Source organism: Providencia sp. TYF-12 (assembly GCF_041344805.1).
Classification (GTDB): Bacteria; Pseudomonadota; Gammaproteobacteria; order Enterobacterales; family Enterobacteriaceae; genus Providencia; species Providencia huashanensis.
On sequence record NZ_CP166833.1, the window covers coordinates 2,597,411 to 2,613,964 of the forward strand.

16 protein-coding genes are annotated in these 16,554 nt (G+C 35.6%); 6 read left to right on the forward strand and 10 right to left on the reverse strand.

The window, feature by feature from the left end; translation table 11 throughout:
* The first annotated feature begins 18 nt into the window (after positions 1-18).
* Positions 19-618 (forward strand): FMN-dependent NADH-azoreductase, encoded by a 600-nt coding sequence (locus ABE954_RS11720; protein ID WP_042843850.1) that lies wholly within the window; start codon positions 19-21, stop codon positions 616-618.
* Between the two features lie 63 nt (positions 619-681).
* On the opposite strand, the gene ABE954_RS11725 is transcribed toward ABE954_RS11720, so the two are convergent.
* Genes ABE954_RS11725 through ABE954_RS11735 form a run of 3 tightly spaced genes read right to left on the reverse strand, consistent with a single transcriptional unit; the run spans position 682 to position 3,829 of the window.
* Entirely contained in the window at positions 682-1,011 is a 330-nt protein-coding gene (locus tag ABE954_RS11725; RefSeq protein WP_042843851.1) for a YdbL family protein, read from the reverse strand.
* Complete coding sequence (locus ABE954_RS11730; RefSeq protein WP_042843852.1) at positions 1,008-1,220, reverse strand: YnbE family lipoprotein; 213 nt, start codon at positions 1,218-1,220, stop codon at positions 1,008-1,010. The genes ABE954_RS11725 and ABE954_RS11730 overlap by 4 nt, the downstream gene beginning before the upstream one ends.
* Positions 1,221-1,231: 11 nt before the next feature.
* Complete coding sequence (locus ABE954_RS11735; protein ID WP_371025460.1) at positions 1,232-3,829, reverse strand: YdbH family protein; 2,598 nt, start codon at positions 3,827-3,829, stop codon at positions 1,232-1,234.
* Between the two features lie 233 nt (positions 3,830-4,062).
* On the opposite strand from ABE954_RS11735, the gene ABE954_RS11740 reads away from it, so the two are divergent.
* Both ABE954_RS11740 and ABE954_RS11745 read left to right on the forward strand, forming a co-directional pair.
* Positions 4,063-5,061: a 2-hydroxyacid dehydrogenase gene (locus tag ABE954_RS11740; protein WP_042843854.1), complete on the forward strand. Its 999-nt coding sequence runs from the start codon at positions 4,063-4,065 to the stop codon at positions 5,059-5,061.
* Positions 5,062-5,076: 15 nt separating this feature from the next.
* Positions 5,077-5,514, forward strand: a complete 438-nt coding sequence (locus ABE954_RS11745) for an META domain-containing protein (protein ID WP_042843855.1) — start codon at positions 5,077-5,079, stop codon at positions 5,512-5,514.
* 83 nt (positions 5,515-5,597) lie between these two features.
* Here the strand turns inward: ABE954_RS11745 and grxB are convergent, their stop codons facing one another.
* Complete coding sequence (gene grxB, locus ABE954_RS11750; RefSeq protein WP_129465884.1) at positions 5,598-6,236, reverse strand: glutaredoxin 2; 639 nt, start codon at positions 6,234-6,236, stop codon at positions 5,598-5,600.
* 188 nt (positions 6,237-6,424) lie between these two features.
* Between grxB and ABE954_RS11755 the strand changes: the two genes are divergently transcribed.
* A complete protein-coding gene (locus tag ABE954_RS11755) occupies positions 6,425-7,024 on the forward strand; it encodes a DJ-1/PfpI family protein (RefSeq protein ID WP_129465883.1) in 600 nt (199 codons plus the stop codon).
* A 517-nt stretch (positions 7,025-7,541) separates the two neighbouring features.
* Positions 7,542-7,853 carry a helix-turn-helix domain-containing protein gene (locus tag ABE954_RS11760; protein WP_042843858.1) on the forward strand — a complete coding sequence of 104 codons (312 nt, stop codon included), beginning with the start codon at positions 7,542-7,544 and terminating at the stop codon, positions 7,851-7,853.
* A 224-nt stretch (positions 7,854-8,077) separates the two neighbouring features.
* Here ABE954_RS11760 and ABE954_RS11765 read toward each other — a convergent pair whose 3' ends face one another.
* The 4 genes from ABE954_RS11765 to ABE954_RS11780 all read right to left on the reverse strand — a co-directional run bounded on the left by ABE954_RS11765 (position 8,078) and on the right by ABE954_RS11780 (position 12,965).
* Positions 8,078-9,073: a fimbrial protein gene (locus ABE954_RS11765; protein WP_210788924.1), complete on the reverse strand. Its 996-nt coding sequence runs from the start codon at positions 9,071-9,073 to the stop codon at positions 8,078-8,080.
* Positions 9,064-11,547 carry a fimbria/pilus outer membrane usher protein gene (locus ABE954_RS11770; protein WP_371025461.1) on the reverse strand — a complete coding sequence of 828 codons (2,484 nt, stop codon included), beginning with the start codon at positions 11,545-11,547 and terminating at the stop codon, positions 9,064-9,066. The genes ABE954_RS11765 and ABE954_RS11770 overlap by 10 nt, the downstream gene beginning before the upstream one ends.
* A gap of 9 nt (positions 11,548-11,556) precedes the next feature.
* Positions 11,557-12,258, reverse strand: a complete 702-nt coding sequence (locus ABE954_RS11775) for a molecular chaperone (RefSeq protein WP_129465880.1) — start codon at positions 12,256-12,258, stop codon at positions 11,557-11,559.
* A 119-nt stretch (positions 12,259-12,377) separates the two neighbouring features.
* The gene (locus tag ABE954_RS11780) at positions 12,378-12,965 is read right to left on the reverse strand and encodes a fimbrial protein (protein WP_371025462.1); all 588 of its coding nucleotides are present in this window, start codon (positions 12,963-12,965) and stop codon (positions 12,378-12,380) included.
* Positions 12,966-13,012: 47 nt separating this feature from the next.
* Between ABE954_RS11780 and ABE954_RS11785 the strand changes: the two genes are divergently transcribed.
* Positions 13,013-14,088 (forward strand): IS3 family transposase gene (locus ABE954_RS11785; RefSeq protein WP_104768132.1). Its coding sequence is split into 2 segments (ribosomal slippage): positions 13,013-13,262 and positions 13,262-14,088, totalling 1,077 coding nucleotides; the frame shifts between segments, so codons are not numbered across the junction.
* Positions 14,089-15,786: 1,698 nt separating this feature from the next.
* Here ABE954_RS11785 and ABE954_RS11790 read toward each other — a convergent pair.
* Both ABE954_RS11790 and ABE954_RS11795 read right to left on the reverse strand, forming a co-directional pair.
* Positions 15,787-15,936 (reverse strand): DUF333 domain-containing protein, encoded by a 150-nt coding sequence (locus tag ABE954_RS11790; protein ID WP_197679473.1) that lies wholly within the window; start codon positions 15,934-15,936, stop codon positions 15,787-15,789.
* Between the two features lie 388 nt (positions 15,937-16,324).
* Positions 16,325-16,534: a hypothetical protein gene (locus ABE954_RS11795; protein ID WP_042843864.1), complete on the reverse strand. Its 210-nt coding sequence runs from the start codon at positions 16,532-16,534 to the stop codon at positions 16,325-16,327.
* Between the last annotated feature and the right edge of the window lie 20 nt (positions 16,535-16,554).

A 16,554-nucleotide genomic window follows, 5' to 3' on the forward strand; every position in this document is an offset into this window, starting at 1 on the left:
AATAAATTTGAGGAACATATGAGTAAAATATTACTATTGAAATCAAGTATTCTTGCTGACTACTCACAAAGCAATAAAATGGCAGATTACTTTATTCAGCAATGGCAGGAAAAATACCCAGCAGACGCAGTTACTGTACGTGATTTAGTCAATCAGCCGGTCCCAGCAATTGACAGTGAAATTTTAGCAGCTTTTGGCCCTAGTGACACGAAAACAGAACAACAACAAGCACATTTAGACCTATCAAATGCATTAATTGAAGAAATCAAAGCTCATGATACGATTGTTATTGCAGCACCTATGTACAATTTTACGATTTCGTCTCATTTAAAACACTACTTTGACTTTATTGCACGTTCAGGCCATACCTTTAAATATACAGAACAAGGTTCCGTTGGTTTATTAAAAGATAAACGCGCTTATGTATTAACAAGCCGAGGCGGCATCTATAAAGATACACCTGCTGATACTATGGTGCCTTATTTAACATTATTTTTGAATTTTATTGGTATCAGCGATATTGAGTTTATTTTTGCTGAAGGGACTGCGTTAGGACCCGATTCAGTTTTACAAGCTCATCAACAAGCTCAAGAACATATAAATAACATCATAAATTAATAAGCACCTCATATACCTAAAGCTACCATTGTTATAATTTGCGCGCTTTCTTAGTGCGCTTTTTTAATTCTTTTGTAGCCATTGCCCATTAATTCCACGTACATACTCCCCTTCACTTGCTCGCTCAACTAATTTCTGCCCAGCAATTCTCGCTACTTCGCTAGTTTTTAGATTGTTTTTTTTAGCAATCTCACTATACTTTTTTTCACGTTCTTGATTAATTTGGTTTGCCAACTTTACAGCATCTGGATTATTTGTATTAACAGGGGCTAAGTATCCTGATAATGTTTCCCCTAACACCCCTCGATCTTTCGCTTCATCAATTGTTAATGCCATAGATTGAAAAACACTAAACAATGAGCATAAGGCTAACACTTTAATTATCTTACTCATTTTTCACTTACCTCGCCAAATAGATCACTGTTTTCCTTAAGTAACTCCTCAACCTGCCTATCCGCTTTTATTTGGATTTCATGCTCAATTTTCACATTCATATTAATGTTAATTGGCTTATCCGGGGTGGCAACCTCAACTCGCAAACAAGCTGATAATAAAAAGGTTATTACTACTACTGTACTCAGTTTCAATATATTCACATTCATCCCTACGCCTATTATAAATTTTTTTCTAACCACTCTTCTAAAGAGCTACCAAATCGCAAACTACGCCATAGTTGAAAGATATTTTCTTCATGATGATAATTTAAATGAACCTCACGCCTTTTCTTTTCTTGTGTGTTATAACCTTCAAGGATCGTTTTCATCGTTAACATCCCTAAATTAGTTATATTTACATCTGTTCTGCTACGCTGTATTTCTAAATACTGCAACCAACTCATTGCAGAACCTGCAGATATATTATCTTCACGAATAGAATCGACAAATTGGGTATCTAACCGTAAAGTCAGCGGCCCACTGTTTTCCATCCAACCATTTTTAACTATCCATTCCGGATTATTTAAATAAAATGGCAGCTCTCCATTAACTTTACCTGAGACTGCAAACTGTGACACTTTCAGTATGGTAAATAACTGGCTAAGTTCAATTTGTCGCAATTTAATCGTTGAAGCTTGTGTCTGTGGCCAGCGTAATAAATCCATTGAAATATTCCCTCCTAATGTCTTAAAACCGACATTAGTTAGCTTCAATGGCGCACTATCTGTTGGAGGATAACTTCCAGATAAATCAGCTTTAATATCCGTAAGTTCAAATAAATTATTTAGTTGTTTAATCCGTAATTCAACAGGTGTTTTTCCACCCAAAGTCCATGTGCTTTGCTTTAACCGCCATGGTAATACAAAATTTAACCCCGATAGGTCTCCATCTTTCAGCCAAAGGCTAGTATTTTCAACTCTCCAGTGCCCACCAGCAATAAAGCCATCTTCAGGTGTAATAGAAAATGCAGCTTGAGAAAATAATTTACCCTGTTTTAATTCAATACCAAGATCTGCGGGTATTAATGTTTGAAATGCAGTCACTGATTGCTCAGGCCAACGGGCTTCACCTCTTAGCCTTTCCCCATCCCAACGACTAAAAATCACAATTGGCCCAACATCCTTAGTACTCAGGTCACCTTTTAACTGAAAATCAGCAGGTGATTTACCATTAATATCTGCATTTACCGTGATTTTTGGTAAATAACTTTCTTTACCAAATTGCATTCGTTCACTCGTAAGTTGCAATGACCCCTTAAAGTTAGCTTTGTTGAGATCTCGTTGCCAAGATAAAGGTTTTGTTAATTGCAAACGCGGTGCACTCATCGACAGTAAACCATAGTGTATTTGGTTAAAACCTGTCGTTAAATTATTTAGTGTAATCAGTGTATCTTGCCAACTACCATTCCCTTTAATATCCCAATTAGCAGAGATTGAAGGCAATACAGCATTCCCCCAATAATTCCAAAACCATGTGCCGTTATCGAGGGTAAATTTATTGGCTTTACCATCTAAATGGATATCAAAATCCCCCCAATATTGCTCTTTAACCTTTAATATCGCTTGTAGAGGCCCGGAAATACCCTCTTCACTAAGGGAAGTGCCTGCAAGAGGTAAACGGATTTCTTTAATTAATACTGTTGGTGATGCTCTTCCATATGCTCTAAGTAATGACCCCGATAAAAATGAGATTTTTGCCGCGGTTAGTTCGCCTGATACTTGAGCTGGCAAGTTGATATCTAAAATCATATCTTCATATTTCACTCTGCCATTAAGCTGAAAATTGACCGCAGTATTTATTAAATCAATATGTGTTGGGGGCAGAGTTAATACTAAGTTTGCTTTTCCTTTTTTCCCTTGAGTCAATAGATTGATTCGCCCTGAAAAAACCATTTCACTCAATATATTATTCCAGTTATTAACCTGTAAGTTTATTCCCCCTTTTAAAGGAATATCAGCCTCATTCCACTGCCATTTACCGTCGGATATTTGAATAACTTCAGGGGTTAAAACCCAAGGAAGGTGGAGTATTTCTTGCTGTTTGTCTATATCAACGACACTTATTTTACCTTTATTATTTCCCCAACTAAATTTAGCAGTCAGGAATTTTTCAGGGTTTAATAATTTAAAATTAGCGTTTAACTCACCTTTCTCAGGTAATCGATTTGCCGTCAAAGGTAATTGGATTTCACCTGAAAGCTCTAACGTTTGTTTTTGTTCTGGGAGGTATGTAGAAAATTCTTGAATAACCAATTGATTATCCGCGGTAATTAAAGAGGTTAACTGTAAATTATCTCCTCTAAAATCCAATTTTAAAGGATCAGTATGGCTACTTCTGAGCCATAAGCTACCTTGGTAGTCCTCCCAAGGATGAACGTCTACATTTTTTATGACAAGCGAAAACTCGGGAATACTGCCTATCAGCTGCTCAACATTTATAGCATCATCTGTGCCATGACTACTTGATTTAATAGCACTAAAACATTCAGGAGCCACAGTGAGGTTATCAACAATAAAATGCAATGGGAATATTGAAACCCGAGTATTTTTTATCTCAACTAACTTGCATTTATCGACGTTTAGATTGATCTCGCTAAGTTGTAATTGCCCTTCTATAATACGCGGCGTTGAAAATGAAAGCTTCAACGGTTCAGGAAGATAGTGAGAAGCAACCACTGGAGCCCAACGAGAAATAGTAATCCATAATAATGCTAAGAGAGCAATACTTACCCCTGAAAAACAAAGTAATATCATAAATGCTCTTTTTAATAGCTGCATTAGCTTCGTCCTTGTCTGATTTGCTCTACACTGCAAGTAATGAAGTTCATTCGACTGTCACATTAACTCATTGTCTAGCAAGCATAAACTATATCTGATTGTAAACAGATACCTATTTTCTTAATTTATAGGTGATTTACAAACTTAATTGCCTTATTCTGAGTTTATATTTTGTAGGTACACATTTTTACCTACTGTTATTTTATTGGTTCCTAAAAACTGGAGTCTCTCTGATGAAAATTGTTTCTTATAGTACCAAACTGTATGACCGTAAGCACATGGAACAAGTTAATCAAAGTTCTGGGTTTAATTTTAATATTGAGTATTTTGATTTTCCATTAACGGTTCAGACTGCAAAAAATGCGGTAGGTGCTGATGCTATTTGTATTTTTGTTAATGATGAAGCCAACCGTGCTGTTTTAGAAGAATTAGCTGCATTAAACATTCGAATTTTAGCTTTACGCTGCGCGGGTTTTAATAATGTCGATTTACAAGCGGCTAAAGAATTAGGGATTCAGGTGGTACGTGTGCCTGCTTATTCCCCAGAAGCCGTTGCTGAACATACTGTTGGCATGATGCTATGCCTAAATCGCAGGATCCACCGAGCATACCAACGGACTAGAGATGCTAACTTCTCTCTTGAAGGTTTAACCGGTTTTAACATGCACAACCGCACTGCTGGCATTATTGGAACAGGTAAAATTGGCCAAGCCACTCTACGTATTTTAAAAGGTTTTGGGATGCGACTCCTAGCCCATGACCCATATCCAAACCAAGCAGTTTTAGATCTTGGGGCTGAATATGTGGATTTAGATACCTTATATAAGCAATCAGACGTTATTTCTCTACATTGCCCATTAACCGCAGAGAATCATCACCTACTTGATGAAAGTGCGTTTAATAAAATGAAAAAAGGGGTCATGATCATTAACACCAGCCGCGGTGCACTCATAGACTCTGTTGCAGCAATCAATGCGTTAAAATCACAAAAAATTGGTTCGTTAGGTATGGATGTATATGAAAACGAACGTGATTTATTTTTTGAAGATAAGTCTAACGATGTTATACAAGATGATGTTTTCCGTCGTCTTTCATCTTGCCATAATGTGTTATTCACGGGGCATCAGGCATTTTTAACTGAAGAAGCGTTGATAAGCATTAGCCAAACAACGCTTAATAATATTCGCCAAATTAATAGTGGTGAAACTTGCCCTAATATTGTTAATGCTTAGTTGGATAATGGAACAATGAAACACCTAATTCCACTTACAATTTTAAGTGTACTATTAGCCGCTTGCCAAACACATCAAGTGAATGCCAGAAATGACGACCAAGAACTTAGAAACAAATTAATGCACCATCGTTTTATTCTGACCGAAGTTGACGGCAAAACGATTCAAAATAAACAAACAACGCCATCTATTTCTTTTGGTGAAAAAATGTTTATTTCAGCATCAATGTGCAATGATTTCAACGGGTTCGGTAATATTAACAATGCTAAAATTACCGTTAAAGATCTAAATAAAACAGAACTTGAATGTGTCGATGAAGATTTATCAAAATGGGACCCATTAATTAAACGAATGTTAACTGATGGTGCAACTGTTACGTTGAAAAACAATCAACTTGTCTTGATTCAAGGGCATTACAAACTCGTGTATACCTTACGTGATTATATGAATTAACAGGCAAGATTACCTACTCACGGTTTGCATTCTATTGACTAAAATGCCTCCTGTTGGGAGGCATTTTTCATTTAACACAAAAATTATTTGGCTTGGTCAAACAGTAAATTAATCTTCGCGGCTTCTGCAATACGGGTCATATAATGGCTAATATTTGTACTGAATGACAATTCGTCGACAATACTCAAACTACGTAGAATCGGGAAAATAATAAAATCATTAATATCAATAACTTCCCCACGTGTTTCTAACCACGCATCTAATAATGACATTTGAGGTTCTAACTCTATTAATAAAGTGTGAGTTTCTTTCTTCAGTTCTCCTAAATCACCATGCGATTTGGTAGAACGTTCAATATAAGCCTCCCTTGCTTTAGTTGTACTGATTTCAGGAAAATCAGTTTCAGTGAAGCGAGGTGTCACAAGTTTATAAACGACTGAAGATACGGCCTTAGACCAAGTTTCTATTTCAGGGAAAATCGTTCCATTAGCATATTTAGGTTCATTAAGGCTATCAATATAATGGACAATATCTAAGCTTTCCGGTAAATAGCTGCCATCCTCTTTTTGCAAGATAGGTAACATTTTTTTACCTATCATACTGATAGGTGTTTCTTTATCATCATCCAGTAAAAAAACCTGTTCTACCGCTAACTTTTTCAAACCAAAAATCATTCTGGCTCTGACACAAAATGGGCAATGGTCATAAACATATAGTTTCATTTTTAACCTCATTGTTCAGGGAGTAAAAAACCCAATACATATTTACAGTATACTTTAGTGATTTTGTTTATGTGTGAATGATTTGTAAAATTTCACTTACTTTTAGTGTTAATAAAGTGCACAAAATCCCAATAATGAAGTAATAATCATGGCAAAATAGCCACATTACAGAAATGCCAGAGAGACTTATGACGTTAGACTCTATTGCTATCATTCTTTTTAATGAATTTGAAACCCTTGATGTCATGGGGCCTGTAGAGGTATTTGGCCGCTTAGATAATTGCAAAATTAACTTTATTTCCCCTTCTGGCTTACCTATGACTAGCTCACAAGGTGTCACACTTGAAACTATACGAGTAGATAAGCCTCGCTATAAACATATTTTAATCCCAGGGGGACAAGGCACTCGGCCTTTATCGCAAGACGATAGGTACATCCAATGGTTAATGAAACAATTTGAGTTTGCTGATACTGTGATTTCAGTTTGTACAGGATCTGCACTCATTGCAAAAACCCCTCTTTTAAATGGGCTTCGCGCAACCACCAATAAACTAGCCTATGACTGGGTTACATCGCTAAATAAAAAAATTTTATGGCAACCTAGTGCAAGATGGGTGCATGACGGAAAATTTTATACCTCTTCAGGTATTAGTGCCGGTATTGATATGTCGTTGCAAATTGTTAATGATTTCTATGGGTTAAATATAGCAACTGATATCGCTATTAAAATGGAGTATATATGGAACCAAAACCCAAAACATGACCCATTTGAAAAAGTCATCATATAAGATTATTTAAGCATTTATTTAAATTAATAAATACTCACATTTTATTAATATTATTAACCTATTAAAGCGTGTGTTTTATAGTTAACTTATATTTAGAGTTAATATATTAAGCATAAAATTAACAATATAACACCACATTCTTAACTTTTTCATTTGAATTTTATAGTTTGCTATTAAAGATATCGTAATTGGTTGTATTTATAGAGTTACCTATAGTACTTTCAATATAAAATATGCCCAGATTGAAAGTATTAAGTTAAATTTTCTATCTTTCACTTGCGCTAACAACCTTACTTTCAAGCAATAAAATAAAATTAATTATTTTTACTTATTAAGTGATACAATCCCCCTACTAAAAATAATGTTATTTTTTATTAATCATTAGTTGTAAATGGAGATTTTTATCATAATTATCATCATTAGAACTTTTAAAGTACTTTAGTTTTTAATATACTATATAATGTAAATCTTATTAAAAATATTAAATATAACCCTTCATATAAATTGAGGATGTCATATGGACATTCATACTCTAATAGGTATCAAGATAAAAAACCGGAGAAAAGAACTAGGTCTATCTGGAGCCAATTTAGCTAATAAACTAAATTTAAGCCAACAACAAATATCACGTTATGAAAATGGTATTAATAAAATACCAATTAATCATTTAGTTGATATCGCAGAAGCGCTAAATTGCCCTATTGAATGGTTTTTTCAAGGTTATGTAAGTAGTTCAAAATCAAACGAAAACGGACTATCTAATGAACTTAATCAAGAGTTAAGATACACCGCTGAAAGTGTTATCGCCCCTTCTAAAGATCAATATTAATACAATCAAAACATTAAGTTCATACAAATAAAGTACAAATAACATAAGCATTTTTATGCCATGTTATTTGTACTTTTATTTTTCTAAGATTATTAAAATAAAATGGCTAATCTTCTACATAAAGATTAGCCATTTATTTAAAGTTGATTTTATCAACTTACAGAACATCACCAAAAATTTAGTTTAATTATAATCACACTAAATCAAAATTTATGTATAAAACTTTAATCATAGGTAATATTAAAAACCATTTTAGAATTTACTTCTCCAGCAGAAATTGTACGGCCATATTGGTAATAACGAGCTTTATAATTTAAATCAAGATATTTTGTTTGCCGGTCAACTAAACGTCCAACGTTGTATTTTTCATTAAACATAAGTGGTTTATTAGCTTTACGTTCTAAAACTTGTATACCAACCCCTGTAGCTCCGCTACTGGATTTATTCTGATTAACCAAAACACCTTGCCGGTTATTCATATTTGTTGGAATATCGCCGCTGAAAGTCATATTAACATTTGCAAAACCAGAAATACTAACACCACCACTGCATATTAATCGAATATCAAAATCTTTTTCGCCTGCCGTCGTCCCTGTACCATTCAGCTGTGAGCGCTTAATAGGATCAAGATACACATTTTTTTCAGTTCCCCCTTCAACTTGGCAAGAAGGTGAAACTATTGTGATAGCTTCAGCATCTAACTTAGTAATTAAAAACGGGTCGTTGTTTGGAGTATATCCATAAGACGTATAAAGACCACTTGCTATAGTTCCAGAACCGGTAACCGGAGCTGTTTTCACCAGAGTTAAAATAAATTTTGAACCCGCAAGATAATAGTTACTTGATCTAGGCGCATAAAATGTATCCGGGTACGTCATTCTCACCGCACCTTCACGGTGAAATTTCATACCAATTCCTGGCACATTTGTCTGGTAAATTTTGTTCCCTACTGGAACTAAACTTGGCATAGTCACGGAGGCTGTTATCGGTGTATTCCTCGTACAATACGCATAAATAGCACTTGAGTTTTCCCGCATATCCCATGTTTGCTCCGCAATGGTATCGCCAACATTTAAGTTAGGGTCTACCACGACTCTCCCCATCTGCATATTTAATTCATATGTCCGGGTTGAAGTTCTATTACAATACGCAGAAGCATAACTCGCGGTAAGAAACACACCAACTCCGATATACAAGCAAATTTGTTTCGTTATTGACATAAACTTTCCTTACTATTGCCAGCTTCTAAAGAAAATGAACACTGCCCGTTTTCCCATTTTATAATTGCCACTTTTGCAGTTTCGCTACTAATAAATACTGTACCACCTTGACCAACGATACCTATGGACTCACCATCTATATCAGTAACATTCGCCCCAAATGGCAATGGCTTATTTCCAGGTCTTACAACATTAAATGCGATATTCTTTTCGACTTTAGTACCAAATTTAACCTTAACGATACTCCCTTCATAAGGAACAACTTGCGTTGCTGTATTTTCAAAAACAATATCTTCAGGACTTCCTTTTGGATCAATTTCTACATTATTAATGCGATAAGCTCTGACATAAGGAGCAATAGCATAACCATTTCCGTCAATCCGTGTTCCCGGTGCTCCCATGATTGATGCACCTTCCGCACCTTTCGCTTCAATTAAAGCCAACGTTGTTGAAGTATTTGGTGTGAATGTGATGCCTTCAGAGTGCACAATCATTGAACCATTTGCACCAAGCCCAAACTGACGATACCCCTGACCTTGGCTATAGTTCGCATTCGTATTAACAAACGGTGCACGATAACCCGTATTCAAACCAATATTTTTCTGTCCACCATTTGCAACTGAAGTATTTACGCCATAAGTCCAATTATTATCTCTATCAAATGCACCACTCGCACCGATTTGGCTGGAACCAAATTTTTCATTATTGAATGTCGTATTTGAAGTTAATGTTGCGCTCTGACTCTCACCGAAATACAGTGGGTAGCTAAAGTTTAAGTTGATTCGGTCATCTTTTTTATTATTGGTATTTTCCGCATAAACTCTCATAAATGCGACGCCATAAGAAAGACGATTAAAATTATTGTTATAACTCAGTTGGTATTGCTTTTCTGTCCCTGACTTATCCCAGTAATTAGAAATACGGCCCGTAAAATAAACCCCACCATAACCATCAGGAAGGTTTTGATTTACTGTATAACTAAAGCCATTTTTCTCGCGTCCTAATGTATTCTCTACGCCACGCTTATCGTTATCTATCGCATATAATGCATTACTGACGCTATAGTAATCTTTCGTTGAATACCGATAAGCAGCTAATACCAAGTTAGTATCCGTTTGAGTAAACAAACGACTAAATGTTAGACGGTAACTTTGCCCATTTTCTGTTCTATATTTGAATGCGGTTCTAGACTGAGTTAAATCCACAGCAACTGCACCAAACCCAGTGTTAACACCAGTACCAACTAAGTAAGCTTGATAGTCATCAAATGCAGTGACACCACCATAAAGCGTAAACGTATTATTCAAACCATGTTGAATAGTACCTTGCATAATAAATGGACGATTTCTCAACCCATCAGCATCAGCTTTACCACCAGCAACTTGATAACGTGTAAAACCAGGACGTAATAGCTGTGCTAATGATGAATATGGCACGCTAAAGCTACTTTCACTTCCGTCAGCTTCTTTTACTGTTACAACCAAATCATTCCCGTAACCTGATGGATAAACATCCGTCAAGTTAAAAGGCCCAGGTGAAACCGTTGTTTGATAAATAATAGAGTTATTTTGTGTTACTGTTACTAAGGCATTACTTTGTGCTATTCCTCTGATTTCAGGCGCGTATGTTGCCATTCCATCAGGATACATATTGTCATCTGTTGCTAGTTTTGCACCACGCAAACTAATACTGTCAAAGAGATCACCATCGGTATAAAACTGCCCTGCTGTCGCTTTTGATTTTAGTTCGGCGATTGGTTTTTGCAGATATGTTTGATTGCTATTCCAATTCGTTCCACCATGACGCTGCCAATTAAGGTTTCCAATATGTTTGAGTAGCCACCCATCAAAACTTAAACCAGCATTCAGCCCTAAATAAGCGCTAGCGTTATTCGTTCCCTTTGAGCCACTGGTATGGTTATCATAATAGTTAGCCATATAACCGATATTTAGTGCAGGAATGCCCGTTTCCCAAAATTGAGGAGAAACATAACCACGGGAAGTTCTCTGTTCATATATTTGCGGAACAGAAATATCCAAACGCAATGTAGAAGAATGAAATGTATCTACAACGTCTTTTTGATCATTCCAATCCATTAAAGGTAAACAAGTATTACTATCTTTACTAACCGTAGGATTTAGCTTTTCAATATTAATACCAAAGTCAGAAAGCATTTCTGGTGTATAACACACTCCTAGTTGACCGTTTTTTTGTTCTTCAAAATTAAGATCGTAGCGCCCCTTCCAATTGTTATTCGTATATACGTCAACTGAATATTTACCGGGGCTGATCCCTGAAGAATTGAAACGCGTTAAATCAACATCTTCCTTACTACCTATAATAAAACCACTATTAAATTCATAGGTTGTATCTTCTTCACCCCAAGCATTAAATGTAGGCACCATGCATGCAGTGACAAAGCAAGTCACAGAGAGCGTATTGCTATATTTATTTATTAACTCTCGCTGTTTCATTATATATTCCTATTTAACGGTGGTTTTCACCGCAATATCTGACCCATAATCATTAATATTATTAATTACGATATGACTTCCTGACCTTACGGCTTGTTTTAATTCAACTGTCGTTTGACTTTTTGGTTCTAATAAAATTGTTTTTTCATTTAACCCAGATTTACCATCTGTTGAAATTTTTGTAATGGTAATATAGTAAGGTGTCGGGTTATCTATAATAATGCTCTTGCCATTTGCTTTTATAACAAGTTGCTCTGGCGCTAATTCACGGCTACTCAGCCCTGCTGGCCGATAAAAGAATTTAAATCTAGAACGGATCGCTAATTGCAATACATTCTGACTATCCCCTTCTTTAGCTTTAGCCATAGGGGGAATATCCAAAATATTCAACCACCATAAGCTTTCGCGATCTTGAGGAATACTTCCTTTATCCATTAATTTGATTCGTAACGTTTGCCCACCTTTAGCTTCTACACGCGAAATTGGTGGTGTAATCTGAAATGGGGTTTTTATCGTATCTGGTGTTTCTGACGCATCTCCTGTATCAAGCCACGCTTGTGCAATTGCAGGACGATCGGCAGTATTATTTAATTGCACGGTAATTTCTTTTTCATTTCCAGGATAAATAAACCGTGTACCATTAACGATAATATTATTAGCAAATGAATGCATACTGAAAATGAAGCAGAAGATAAATACTATTGCTTTCATTTGAACCTCAAAATAAAAGCGGCAGTATACCTACCGCTTATCAAAGTAATGCTGATTAAATTAATATTTAAACAATGCTTATGTAATTAAAACTAATAAGGAATTAACTTATTACATTCTTATTGGTAAGTGATTTCATAAGTTGCATAACTTTTAACTTCACCTGTTGTGACATCTTTAGGTGTAGAAGTTGCGTAACCAACGTAGTATTGGAAACGAGCTCCATTCTCAACTTTAGTTAAGTCACCTTTAACTTTTTTCTGAGATGGGTTACCAGGAATGATTTTACCTGATAAGTCAGAGCTATCATCAGTTGAAAGTGCCAATTGAATATTTTTAGCACCTGTAGTTTCAGTATTTGCTAAGTAACCTTCTGAGTTACCTGATGCACCTTGCAGTAAGTTACCACCAGTCCAGTTAACGTTTAATAACGTTTTATCGATCGCGGAATCATTAGCTGCATCTTTAACATCTGCTGCAACACAGTTAGTTACGTCAATAACAAAAGATTTTGGTTTTAACAATGCATCTGCACCACCATCACGAACTTCTGTTAATGAAACTGGCGCTAAGTAAACGCTAGCATCACTACCTTGTCCATCCACAGAAACAGTACAAGAAACATCGGTCACTTTACCGTGAAAGTTAACTTGGCCGCCACCAACGTTGGTGCTTGCAGCTGACCTATCCCCCCAATTTAAGACCATGACATTGATGAGATTTCCAATAAAATGGAACCAATGGAGATCTCAAAATGAAAAAACGTTACACCGAAGAACAAATCATCAAAGCCATCAAGCAGCATGAAGCAGGCTCGAAGGTCGAGGACTTATGCCGTGAGATGGCGATATCCGTCGGGACCTTCTACAACTGGCGCAGTAAGTACGCAGGCCTAGAAGTGAACGAAGCCAAGCGATTGAAGGAGCTTGAGGCAGAGAACAACAAGCTTAAGAAAATGCTGGCCGACAAGATGCTGGAAGTCGAAGCAATGAAGGATGTACTGTCAAAAAAGTGGTGACGCCAGCGGCAAGGAAACCTGTTGCTCAGCATTTGATAGAAGCTTTTCGCCTGAGTGAACGGGTGGCTTGCAAGTTGGCGGGATTAAGCCGAACGGCATTGCGGTATCAGCCCAAAACGAATGCAGATAACAGCATACGACAGCGGTTGAAAGCATTGGCAACCCAATATCCGCGTTATGGCTATCTGATGTTGCATAGTCTGCTTCGGGGCGAAGGTTGGGTTAAAAACCGTAAGCATACCTATCGCCTTTATACCGAAGAAGGTTTGCAGGTGCGTACGAAAAAACGCAAAAAGCTGACTCGGCCACGACAGCCTATGGAAGTGCCAACAGCTGTGAATCAACGTTGGTCTATGGACTTTGTATCGGATCAACTCAGCAATGGCAGGCGCTTTAGGGTTTTAAATGTGGTGGATGATTATTCGCGTGAAATGGTAGGCCAATTGGTTTTGGTTTCCATCAGTGGCAGGCAAGTCGCCAGATTCTTGAGTTTGCTGATTGAGCAACGCGGCAAACCAAATAAGGTGATCTGTGACAATGGCACTGAATTTACAAGTAAGGCGATGTTCTTCTGGAGCAAAGAAAGCGGCGTTACTCTGGGTTTTATTCAGCCAGGTAAACCAACACAAAACGCATTTGTTGAAAGTTTGAATGGCAAGTTCAGAAACGAATGCCTGAACCAACACTGGTTTAGAACGATGGACGAGGCCAGATACGAAATAGATTTATGGCGCGAGCATTACAATCATGTTCGTCCGCACAGTTCGTTGAATTACATGTCGCCTGTTGAGTATGCAAAGCAGGCAGCATAAGCTGGAAAATCTCATCACGGGATTGGTACTAATTCCGGGGATAGGTCACAGCGTTAGCTGTTGATAAGCCAATAATAGTTGTTGCAACTGCAGTCAGTAGTACTTTCTTCATTTTCATTTCCTAATATGAGGGTATTTATTTTTCACATTAAAAAGAACTGATTAAGTTTTTTGTTTTATTGTTAGGCAAAAAATAAATGCAAGAGCCTAGTCATACATAGAGTATGACTGGTAGTTTATGCTTCACTTTGAACCCTTCGTATTAATGCAAATAAATATATTTCTTAATTAGTCCTATTTAGAATTTATAATCATATGCTCTATATGATTTCGAAGAGAGGATACATAATAACTTAAGTTTTATTAAATCGTTTTTACCATCGCTTATTTATTTTTTAATAGCCCACGCCTATTAAAACTGATCTATTGATTGAGTTACTTGATGTGATCATTTCACTAAATTACTCGTGCTGCGCTTACATTTTAGAAAAAAATCTTAATTTTATTGAATTATAGATTTAATTAACTATTAATTCCTAATAAATTAGATTTATATGAACAACAAAAAATACATTTACCATATTAAAATGATACTAAATTACACATTTTGATACTTTTAGTCGCAAAATAACACTAGCATATATCTATTGACGACTATCACTTAAAGACTATATCATTAATTTTATTAATGTATTTTTACTGGTATTCGTAATAAATTTCGATTTCAAAAAAAAATTTAATACCGAATTTTTATGCTTAAAACCTAAAAAACACACCATGAGTGTATAAGTGAGTTTTTATATCAACAGTCAGCTTTGGTCGTTATTAAAATTCTGAAATGTGTGTTTTGGAGGGAGAAACATCGATTTTAATTAAAATAATAATATTTATGATGAGGACAAATTTAGAATGTTAACGAAAATGACGATAAAATCGCAATATAATCCTCTTTTCATTCAACTCTAAATTATTACTAAAAACTCAATATCAACTTGTACAAGTAAGCCTATGTTAGAAAAAATTATCATTGTTTTTGATATAAAATAAAAAAACAGAATCGCTGCACAAACTATAAACTAACTTATGTCAATTTTTCTATTTTATAACCATATGAAAATACGCGTATTTTCTCAAACCGAACAGCAGCCAAAAATGTGATCTATACACCGTTTTTTATCATTAAGAATATTCCTAATTTACTCTCATGGTGTGTTAAAGTGTGATCCTAAGCTTAAAGCCATCAATAAAAGATGTTTTTCTTACCCTCATTTATGCATAAAAAAGAGAGTTTACCGTTTTTCAAACTATTCAATCCCGTGAATAACGCTCATTTTTTGTCGATTACATAACATAAAGTAGCTATCTCCATTTTAGTATCATAATTTAACAATTTTGAGACATTAACAGATAAAAATATTTTATATCAATAATTTGCCATATACCGACTAGCTTACCTTTACTAAATCAATATGCCTTTCTTAAAATGTCGCCTAAAGTACATACGGAATAGTTGACGGATACTATCTGCAACATATCATTCCGTTATCTGCTTTATGACGAGCAAAAAACGATTGATACTCATTTAATATCGGCTAATAAATTGAAATGATTAATCACTAAAAAAGGAGAATGCCTGATGGTGGTATAGCAAAAGCCCATAAGGAGTAGAGCCTTTGCTAATAACGATGAAAAGGAAGGTTAGTTTGAATGGCCTTTACGATATAGCTCCCATTCTTCTATTCTTTCTTTTGAAGGCAAAATACAATAGCCAACCTGCCCGCTAGGAGTATCAACCGTCTCAGATTTACCACCAGATTGTACACAATATACCGATGCAGGATTAGGCATCCCTACTGCTTGTTGAGGCTCTGTTTTAGTATTTTTAGATACACAACCCGCTATTGCTATTAACGCAGTAAAAATGAATATTTTTTCACACAACCCCCTATTTACGTTAGGCTAGCTTATTATAAATAAATAATAGCAAACTAACAACAAATTACCGTAAATACCACCTATTAGTAGGTAAAAATACTACACGTTAGTGTTGTATATTAAAAATGTCATTATTATTTTGGATACGACAATTTGTGTCGATAAGATAAAAAAGAATCTAAGGGTTTAGACTCTTTCTGCTATATGGAAGGAATACATAGGATTATAGTTAGTTAATTTTAGTGATTTTAGTCTATATCTAGTAAGAAAAAGAGAGGCCTTATCACCCCAAGCGGCCTTATTATTTACGCTTTCTACTATCAAAAATAACAATTAATACACCAAAAAAAGCAACCAACAAACTACCAATAATATAATTTTGCCTATCAAATGCTAAGCCTGTGTCTTTAATCGACTCTCCATAAACAATAGGGATACTAACATCCATATTATAAGAAATAATCGCTGTAATTAACCCAATGATTGTGAGCACAACACCAAACGTTTTCATTCCAGACCCTCAAATCACTT